Genomic DNA, 8,937 nt, shown 5'->3' with positions numbered 1-8,937 from the left:
GGTCTTCCCGGAGCCGGAGGAGCCCAGGAAGGTGACGAACTCACCCGCCGCGATCTCCATGTCCACACCGTCGACCACCGTCGTGCCGCTGTAGGACTTGCGCAGCCCCGTCACGGACAACGACTTCCCCGTCAGCGAGTTGGAGCCCGGGGCCAGGGCCGAGGCGAGGAGTTTGGTCTGCTCAGGCATCGGCCCACTCCCTCCAGCGCTTGGTGACCGACTCCAGGTTCTTGTCCCACCAGGCCACATCGGTGTCGAACCCGGTCTTCAGGTTCTGGGGCGAGGTCGGCAGCGTGGCCAGAACGTCGTCCGAGAGGAGCTTGGTGGCAGCGGGGACGACCGGTCCCTGCGGGAAGAGCTTGGCGAAAGCCGCCTGCACCTCGGGACGCAGCGAGAAGTCGATCAGCTTGTAGGCGGCGTCCGTGTTGTCCGCGCCCTTCGGGATCCCCCAGCCGTTGGTGAGCCGCCGGGCGCCGTTCCACTGGTAGGCGACCGGCACCCCCTGCTTGATCAGCTCGTCCGCTCGACCGCTCCACAGGCTGGTCATGACGACCTCCTTGCGGCCCAGCAGCACCGCCGGAAGGGCGCCGGTGTTCCAGAACTTCTTCACCTCGCCGCGGATCCGCGACATCGAGGCGAACGCCCGGTCCACATCCAGCGGGTACAGCTTGTCCAGCGGAACCCCGTCGGCCAGCAGCGCGAACTCCAGCTCCGGGACACGCTTCAGGCTGTCCGTGCGGTAGGCCATCAGGCTCGCCCACACGTTCTTGCCGACCGCGCGGCCAGAGCGCCTGCGGTGCGGAGTACGGTTCTGCGTCCTATCCGGTTGCCTTCCATGGCAAAGCTCCTGGAGATCGCTGGGGGTTCGGGGAATCCGTGCGGGGACCGACGGGTCTGGGTCAGATGCCGAGCATGGTGTTGAGGTCGTCCAGGGACTTGACCGACACGTAGTCGTAGCCGTGGGTGACAGGGTCGTAGCCGCGGTCCAGGAGGATCAGGTTGCGGAAGCCCATGTCGTGCATCGGCATCAGGTCGTAGCGGGTGTGCGAGGAGACGTGCACGAAGTCCTCGGGAGACGCGTCGAGCTGGTCGAGCATGTACTCGAAAGCGGCGTACCGGGGCTTGTAGTAGCCGGCCTGCTCCGCGGTGAAGACCGCGTGGAAGTCCGCTCCCAGACGGGGCACGCTCTCCTCGAGGAAGGAGTCGTCCGCGTTGGACAGGATGACCAGCTTGTAGTTCTCGCCCATCTTCTTCAGCGGCTCGGGCACGTCGGCGTGCGGGCCCCAGCTGCGCACGCCGTCCGCGAACCGCTTGCCCGCGTCCGGGGCCGCCTTCACACCCCACTTGCGGCAGACCCGCTCGAAGGAGTCCTGCAGCACCTGCTCGTAGGCGTAGTACTCGCCACGGACCTGGTCGTAGCGGTAGCCGCGGAACTCCCGCACGAACTGGTCCCACTGTTCCGCGGGGATCTGGTCACCGACGAGTTCACGCGTGATGGGGGTGATCGGGTACTCGATCAGCGTGCCGTAGCAGTCGAACGAGACGTACTTCGGCCGGAACGAGGGGTCGCTCATGGAGGTGCCTCACATGTGGTCGGGGAGGGTGGATTCGGGAAGGGTGCTGGATCTGGTTCGGTGCGGGTTCAGGCGGCGCCGGCTCCGGCCGGTGCGAGGAAGCCGACGGGATGGTCCGTCGTGCCGTCGAGCGCCAGGTCCGCGGCGATCTCGCCCATGGCCGGCGAGAGTTTGAAGCCACTGCCGGAGAATCCGGTCAGGACGACGATGTCGTCCTCGCCGGGGAGATGACCGACGAGCGGATTTCCGGAGGCGGTGTAGCCCTCCATGTAGACCGACAGCCGGATGGGGTCGGGGTTCAGGTCGGGCATCAGCTCGGCGATGAGCTCGCGGAAGGTGGCGAGTTCCTCCGGGCGGACCGTGCGGTCGAGCCGCTCGGGATCGGGTACGGGCAGGTAGCGGGCCAGGGAGAGGCCCAGCTTGACGGAGATGCCGTCGGGTGAGGGGAGCCCGTAGCAGTCGTGGGGTGTGCTGCGGACGAAGGCGGGTGCGCCGCCCGCGAACCAGTCGTGGCGGGTGGGGATGTGCCAGGAGCTGATCAGCCTGCGGATGTCGACCGTCCGCGGAAGGTCCGGGAGCAGGGTGTTGACCCACGGGCCGACGGTCACCACCGCGGTGTCCACGTGGTCCGTGCCCTGGTCGGTGACGATGTGCACCCCACCGCCCGGCGCCGGGGCGATCTCACGCACCGGCGTGTAGCGGTGCAGCCGGGCGCCCAGTTGCTCGGCGCGGGCGGCGGCGGCCTGGATCGACGCCTCGGGCCTGATGATGGAGCCCTGCCGGTCGAGCACGGCCGTGTGCCCGTCCGGGAGTCGGTGCTGCGGGTAACGACGGGCGAGTTCCTCCCGGTCCAGTACCTCGTGGTCCAGCTGGTGGGTGGTGCTGGCGGAGAGGAGGAGACGCATGGCCGCAGACTCGGTCTCGCCCATCACCAGGCATCCGCTGCGGCGGCGCAGCGAGAAGCCGGTTTCGCGCTGGAGCCGGTCCCACATCCGGTCGGCGAGCCGCAGCAGCGGAATGTAGCCGGGATCTCCGAGGTGCACGGCTCGGAAGATGCGAGTCTCGCCCCCGGCGGCGCCGCGGTCGTGACCCGGCGCGTACCGGTCGTAGCCGATGACCTCGGCTCCGCGGGCGGCCAGTCGCCACATGACCTGGCTGCCCATGCTGCCGGCGCCGATGACGGCGACGCGCTTGGGGATGCGGCGCATGAGGTCGCTCCTTTCGCCGGGGGCGGATCGGTGGCAGTGGTGCCCCCAGCACCGGGCGGACACCGTGCGGACTCTTCCGGTCCGTGTCCCGCTGGGGATGGCGTTCACTTTCGACCCGGGCGAACATGCAGGTCAACCCACACTCTGTTCCACCCGACGGCCTTCTCGAGACGGTCTGTCACGGTGGACGTCCAAGCCTCGGAATGTGCCCTCGCCCCTCTTGTCACCGTGAGTGGCCGGTGCGAAGGTGACCCACGGCCCCTCGGAAGAAAGCACCCTCCATGCCGCCCAGACATCCCGCAACCGGGCACTTCCCGACCATCGCGGAGGTTCTGCGCCTGCCGGTGCTCGCCGAGGGGATGCCGCGCGTCCTGGCCGGTGCGTCACAACTGCATCGTGCGGTGCGCTGGGTACATGTCACCGAGCTGCTCAACCCCGCCGACTTCCTCGAGGGCGGTGAGCTGGTACTGACGACCGGCATGCCGTATCCGGAGGACGCCTCCAAGCTGCGGGACTACGTCGACCAGCTCGCCGATGTCGGAGCGGCCGGCCTGGTCGTGGAGCTCGGTCACCGCTACCGGAAGGTGCCCGACGAGCTGGTGGCGGCCTGCCGTGCCCGCGAGGTGCCGCTGGTCGAGCTGGCCCGCGGTGTCCGGTTCATCGACGTCACGCAGACGGTGCACGCGCTCATCCTTGACGCCCAGGGGGCACTGCTGCGCCGCGGGAGGGACATCCAGGACATTTTCACCGCTCTGACGCTGCGGGGCGCGGGCCCCGAGGAACTGGTGCACACCACCGCTGAGCTCGCCGGAGCCCCCGTGGTGCTGGAGGATCTCACTCACCGGGTCCTGATGTGCGAGCTGCTCGGCCGGCCGTACGAGCCGGTCGTGTCGGCCTGGTCCCGGCGTTCCCGGGCCGCGCCGACCCTGGAGAAGCTCGCGCCGAGCGGTCCGGAGGGGTGGCTGATCGCCCCGGTGCAGGACCATCACGGGCTGTGGGGACGGCTGGTCCTGCTGGACAGCCGGCTGAACACGGAGCCCGACCCGGAGCACGTCCTGGTGCTGGAGCGTGCGGCGGTCGCGCTGACCATGGCGCGTCTGGCCGGGCCGGCCTGGTGGGAGCGCCGCGCCCACCGCTCGGTGCTGCGGGACCTGTGCGAGCGGCGTTTCCGCTCCCCCGCCGACGCCCGCGCCCGCGCCGAGGCGCTGGGGTTGCCTGCCTTCGGGCACCGCCTGTTCGCCGTGGTCATCCGCCACACCCGCTGCGGCGGCGAGGGCGAACAGCTCGACGAACGGATCGCGAAGGCTCTGACGCAGACCGGCGTCCGCGCCCTGGTCGGCGAGACGGCCCCGGGCCGGATCGGTGTCCTCCTCGCACTGGCGCAGGCCAGCGCCTGGCAGCCGGTCGCCGAGCGGATCGGCCGTCTCGCCCGGGAGGAACTCGGCCCGGAGGCCGTCGTCGCCGTCGGCCCGGGGGTGACCGACCTCTCCGGCATCGCCCGCTCGTGGCAGGAGGCCGAGCAGACGGCCGATGCCATCACGCCGGCCTCCCCCGAGCGGTGGTTCTACGTCCCCGCCGATGTCGAACTGCCGGAACTCCTGGGTGTCCTGCGCGAGGACACCCGTCTCCAGCGCTACGCGGAACGGCAGCTGACCCGCCTCATCGAGCACGACGACCGCAACAGCGGCGACCTGCTGCCCGCGCTGCGCTCCTATCTGACGGCCGCCGGGAACAAGTCGGTCGCGGCGAAGCTGGCCGGCATGTCCCGGCAGGCGTACTACCAGCGCCTCCACACCATCGAACGACTCCTCGGCTGCGACCTGGAATCAGGCCTGCAGCGCACGTCCCTGCACGTCGCGGTGCTGGTCCTGGACGCGCGAGTAACAGCTGCGCCCGGCCCGTGACGAGCACGCCGGCTGCCGCGCGGGGCCGGCCACCTTGTCCTGAACATCCGCCCATGGCTGAACTCCCTCCCCGGTGACGGCCACGAGCCGGCCCGCAGATGAGCCTCGGAGTCCCGTACCCCGGAACCGATCGAACGCGGCCCGAACCACCTGCATCGATGTCATGCGCCGGCACCTCTGAAACACCCGTGATCTTGGTGCCGGCTATCCCTCTTCAGTGCCAACCAAAAATCCCCGTCGCACCCGTTGTGACCACAGACGCTAGGTGTCTCCGGGGCACTACGCTGACCTGCGCTTTTGCCAACCAGCTTCAGCAGTACGAGGAGCGGTCTGCCGAGGATTCTTGGCACATTGGTACAGATTCGAAGGCCTTCCTGCCCTGCACCGCAACGACGCCCCTCCCCCTCCGGCTGCCTCCAACGGCCCGTCCCCAGCCACGACGTCACGTCGGCATCCTTCCCAGAGGGCGACTGGATCACTCCCTCGAAAACGGAGGCCGCGGTCTTCTAGTTGCCGACGACGCCGCTCGGGTGAGCGTGTCGCGGGAAGCCTCCGCTCTGCCCCGCTCAGATCACTGCCGCATGGCGCCTCATCTCCGGCCTACACGCTTCCAGTTGGACCGTCAGTCTTTACTGGACCGATCAGTGAGGGCTCAGCATGTCGGGACATCTCCCTGAGACCGCCCAGCAAGGGTGCTGCGTGCCGACCGCAGGCCGCACCGCTTGTGTCCCGGTGCGATGAGGCGGCGTTACGAAGATCAAAAGACCCTTAAGATGATCTTCGTAATTTCCATCGCACTCTTGGCATGTAAGGCGGAGACGTGGCTCCCCAGCCCCCGCTGCTCGATCACGCGCCAGTTGGCGCATCGAGCGCGACCCCCTGGTCGGACACATCGACATTGCACGATCTCGCCCGAATGCATGCCATCTCAGCTGACGCCGTCAGTCAACTGGTCATGCCGTCGGACTGGAGCGCGCGGTGGACTACGGCTTGGCGTTTCGGGCGGACGCTGGTCGGCTGCGCCGTTAGGGACCTGGGCGAGGTCGACGTGCTCTCGAGTGTTCCTGTGCGCCGCTTCACTTGGCGTACCGATCAGTGGCATCGTCCCGGTCTGGGATATCTGGTCAGTACCGACCGTCACCACGGGTTCGAGAGCTTCGAGGAGGAGCTACTTCTTCTGGCAGCCGACTTCTCAGGATCTCTTGTGGAGGCGCTGGCTCAACCGTTCCGTCTGCGCTTTCAGAGCGTCAACGGGAACGTCGAGCACATCCCGGACTATCTTCTGCTGACCGACGACACACCGTGGCTTATCGATGTGCGGCCTTCAGCACGGATCGAGCCGGAGGACGAGGTCAAGTTCGCCGCTGCGGCCGAGGCCGCCCTGGTTGCTGGGTGGAACTACGCGGTGGTTTCTGGTTGGCGCGACCACGTAGTAGGCCTGATCGACACGCTCTCCGCCGGACGACGGCACTTGACCGACCCGCTGCTCCTACAGGATCAGTTGCTTCTGGCGGCAGAAGACGGCCCACAGTCGTTCGGGACCCTGGTGGCGCGCTGCAGCCTGGAAGCCGTTGCCCGGGCCCATACGATCCATCTGCTGTGGCATCGCCGATTGGGCCTGCAAATCTCTGGGCCTCTGACCGACGCGAGCACAATCCGCCTGCCCCTCTCTCGACGCCCGGCGATCGGGAGTTGGTGACGGTGACCGCTGCAGTTGCGTGGGACCTCTCACCGGGAAACGAGTTCGTCGTGAACGGCGTGCCGTGGACAGTGGAGGTATTTCAGCCCCAAGTCGGAAAGGTAGTGCTGGTCCGGCCAGAGCATGAGGCATGGAAGACGTCGGTACGGCAGTTGATGCATCATCCGAACATCCGCCCGTCGACACGAACGAGGAAGGACCTGCCGGCCGCCAGCCGCGGGCGACAGCCAAAAGGCGTTCTCGATCTGCCGCCGAGCAAGCGGCCCCTCATGATGTTGCGAGTGGACCACTTGCGGGAGGTGGAGACCGGATTTCGCAGCGGTGATCCGCTGAACGCGCTCCCCCGAGAGCCGAAGCCACAGTACGACCCGAACTCCACCACGCTGACCGAGCGCCGTCATGCCAAGGTGAAGGAGTTGCGGCAGGACACCGTGCGCAACCCGGATCTGGCCGCCGCCCACTGCTTGGACAAGGTCAGCTACCGCACTCTGATCCGCTGGGATCTGGACCGCCGCCGCTTCGGGCCGGTGGGGTGTGCGGACGACCGGTGGCTGCGAGAGTCGACCGGCCGTCAGATCTCAGCAGCGGTACGTGAGGCAATCTTTGCTGTACGCCACGAGACCCTGCACCGATCCAAGCTGACAGCAAAAGACCGTGAACGGCTGATGCTGCCAGATCCTGCAACGGGGTATGTACGTGCTGACGCAGAAGGAGTTCATGGCGGTCGGCGAGACCCACCAGAGCTTCCGCGGCCTCGGACAGCAAGGCGTCAGGGGTTGATGCCTGGCCGGCGAGGCTGACGGCGCGGGCAAGAACTGCGACAGCCAGTGTCGTGCTTCCGCCCTCTGTCGTGTCGCAGCAGGTGTTGCGGGCCCAGTTGACGGCTTCATCCACGTCCGTCGCGTGGATGAGCTCGGGGATCTCCTGGCGCAGCATGTAGGCACGGCCGATCAGGTCCGGCTCCGGGTCGCGCGCGTGCCCGAGAAACTCCGTCAACGTGATGTGGTGCGGCCACAATTGTCGCAGCGCCGCCGCCACGACCTCCGGGGAGTCGTCGTTCATCAGCGCCCGCATGCGCTCGACAGCTTCGGTTTGCGGCTCGGTGATGCCGAGCAAGGCCGAGACTCTGACGTCCGTGTAGGTGTCCTGGTCTTCGGCGAGCGCCAGCAGATCGGGCGTCAGCTCGGGCCGCCGACAAGCCCGGGCCATGCCAACTGCGCCGAAGAGGAGATTCACCTCTGTGGTGGCGTTCAGGTGCGGGCGCAGCTGGTCCGCGATTTCGGGGTGGTCCAAGCGATGAAGTGTCGTGTTGTCGAGTCTGATGGTGTCATCGCTCTTGAGCAGGGCGAGAAGCGCCTCGACGACGCGGCCCCGGTCGCGCTCCGTGCGCCGGGGGAGGTCGGCGAGGAGTAGAACCAGCGGGTCATCCCGGAGCAGGTCCTCGAACACCGTCGTGCTCGTGTTGCTGCGCCAGGCAGCTACCTCCTGATGGGCGGGCAGGACGTGCCGGGACGGCCCGTCGCCGATCCACAACAGTTCTCGTTCCACCGCGGGCTGAATCTCGCGGGCGCGCAGGAACTCGGCGGCAAGGAATTCCCGGTAACTCTTGTGCACGAACGCCCAGCGATAGTCGCCGAGTGGAAGCAACAGACTCGACTCGGTGAGCTGACTCAACTCATTCATCGTGCAGGGCACCGGGCTCCCAAGAGGTCCCGGCTCGTTGCCCGACGCCAAGCGGGACAGCTCAAGGTCGGCAACGGCCGACTCCGTCGACGGAGACCCTCCATCCACGAGCGCCGTGTACGGGCCGAACTGCAGAGCTGCGGCAACCCGTGCCGCCGCTGCGAAGAGGGTCTCGGCCGTCGCCTGCGTGCGCCGCAGTTCCGTGCGCTTGGGACGACGGATCTCCTTGCACAGGTGCAGGCACGCCTCGTGGTACGCCTCCGCGGTCGAGTCGGGCAGGCTTCCACGCGCCGTGTAACTCGTCAGCATCTGCCGCAAGGTCATCGGGTGGGTGGCCAGCGCCACCAGACCTCGCTGCTGAACCACCCTGCAGAAGGCTGTGGGGTCTTCGAGGCCCACGGTGTCGGCGGCGAGGACCACGTCATCCCGCGACAGCGGCGCCAGACCGACCACCTCCACGGCGTCCGCCGGCCAGAACCGCCTGAGGTCCGTTTCCAGCCCGCTCGGCCACCGAGCCGAACGGCAACTGATGCGCAGTCGCAAGCTCCTCCTGGCCTCGTCCGCCAGATCCTCCAGCTGCTCGACGATCAGCTGATCCAGATCCGGCAGATCGTCCAGCCCCTCGTCCAGGCCGTCGAGAAGCACATGCCACTCGGTCGCCTCCGCGGGTGGCTGGAACACCGCGCCGAGTTTCGCCGCAGCGCGGCTCGCGTCGGTCCCGCAGTTGCCGAGGTTGAGCCGTCGCACCACATGGCCTGCGGTCTCAAGATCGCGATGTTCCTGTTCCAACGCGAAAGATTTGCCCATTCCCCATTCGCCACACAGGACCAGCAGCGAAAGGGCCCGCTCGTCAGCCAAAGAGCGCCCGG

The 8,937-nt window shown here is 67.8% G+C and carries 6 protein-coding genes and 1 pseudogene; 2 read left to right on the top strand and 5 right to left on the bottom strand.

Annotated features, from left to right (window positions below; all coding sequences use genetic code 11):
- From IO24_RS45835 to solA, 4 genes and pseudogenes are all read right to left on the bottom strand, one after another.
- A pseudogene (locus IO24_RS45835) lies at nt 1-189 on the bottom strand (hypothetical protein); the annotation flags it as partial.
- Entirely contained in the window at nt 182-748 is a 567-nt protein-coding gene (locus IO24_RS41325) for an extracellular solute-binding protein (protein WP_341866257.1), read from the bottom strand. The pseudogene IO24_RS45835 and the gene IO24_RS41325, both read right to left, overlap by 8 nt.
- Nucleotides 749-899: 151 nt before the next feature.
- Entirely contained in the window at nt 900-1,574 is a 675-nt protein-coding gene (locus IO24_RS0136845) for a haloacid dehalogenase type II (RefSeq protein ID WP_031143703.1), read from the bottom strand.
- Nucleotides 1,575-1,642: 68 nt separating this feature from the next.
- A complete protein-coding gene (gene solA, locus IO24_RS0136840) occupies nt 1,643-2,782 on the bottom strand; it encodes an N-methyl-L-tryptophan oxidase (protein WP_031143701.1) in 1,140 nt (379 codons plus the stop codon).
- A 281-nt stretch (nt 2,783-3,063) separates the two neighbouring features.
- Here solA and IO24_RS0136835 point away from each other — a divergent pair, with 281 nt between their 5' ends.
- A complete protein-coding gene (locus IO24_RS0136835; RefSeq protein WP_045297109.1) occupies nt 3,064-4,686 on the top strand; it encodes a PucR family transcriptional regulator in 1,623 nt (540 codons plus the stop codon).
- A gap of 820 nt (nt 4,687-5,506) precedes the next feature.
- Nucleotides 5,507-6,385, top strand: a complete 879-nt coding sequence (locus IO24_RS0136830; protein WP_157851325.1) for a TnsA-like heteromeric transposase endonuclease subunit — start codon at nt 5,507-5,509, stop codon at nt 6,383-6,385.
- 474 nt (nt 6,386-6,859) lie between these two features.
- Here IO24_RS0136830 and IO24_RS0136825 read toward each other — a convergent pair whose 3' ends face one another.
- Nucleotides 6,860-8,926, bottom strand: coding sequence for an NACHT domain-containing protein (locus IO24_RS0136825; RefSeq protein ID WP_157851324.1), 2,067 nt, complete (start codon nt 8,924-8,926; stop codon nt 6,860-6,862).
- Between the last annotated feature and the right edge of the window lie 11 nt (nt 8,927-8,937).

The sequence above is a fragment of the Streptomyces flavovariabilis genome (assembly GCF_000725785.1).
Classification (GTDB): Bacteria; Actinomycetota; Actinomycetes; order Streptomycetales; family Streptomycetaceae; genus Streptomyces; species Streptomyces hawaiiensis.
The sequence above is the reverse complement of the archived record's forward strand: the minus strand, read 5'-3'. Positions and strand labels throughout refer to the sequence as shown.

Excerpts from the sequence above, each read along its gene's own strand:
- IO24_RS41325 (WP_341866257.1), bottom strand. The coding sequence starts at position 748 with ATGGCCTACCGCACGGACAGCCTGAAGCGTGTCCCGGAGCTGGAGTTC.
- IO24_RS0136845 (WP_031143703.1), bottom strand. The coding sequence starts at position 1,574 with ATGAGCGACCCCTCGTTCCGGCCGAAGTACGTCTCGTTCGACTGCTAC.
- solA (WP_031143701.1), bottom strand. The coding sequence starts at position 2,782 with ATGCGCCGCATCCCCAAGCGCGTCGCCGTCATCGGCGCCGGCAGCATG.
- IO24_RS0136835 (WP_045297109.1), top strand. The coding sequence starts at position 3,064 with ATGCCGCCCAGACATCCCGCAACCGGGCACTTCCCGACCATCGCGGAG.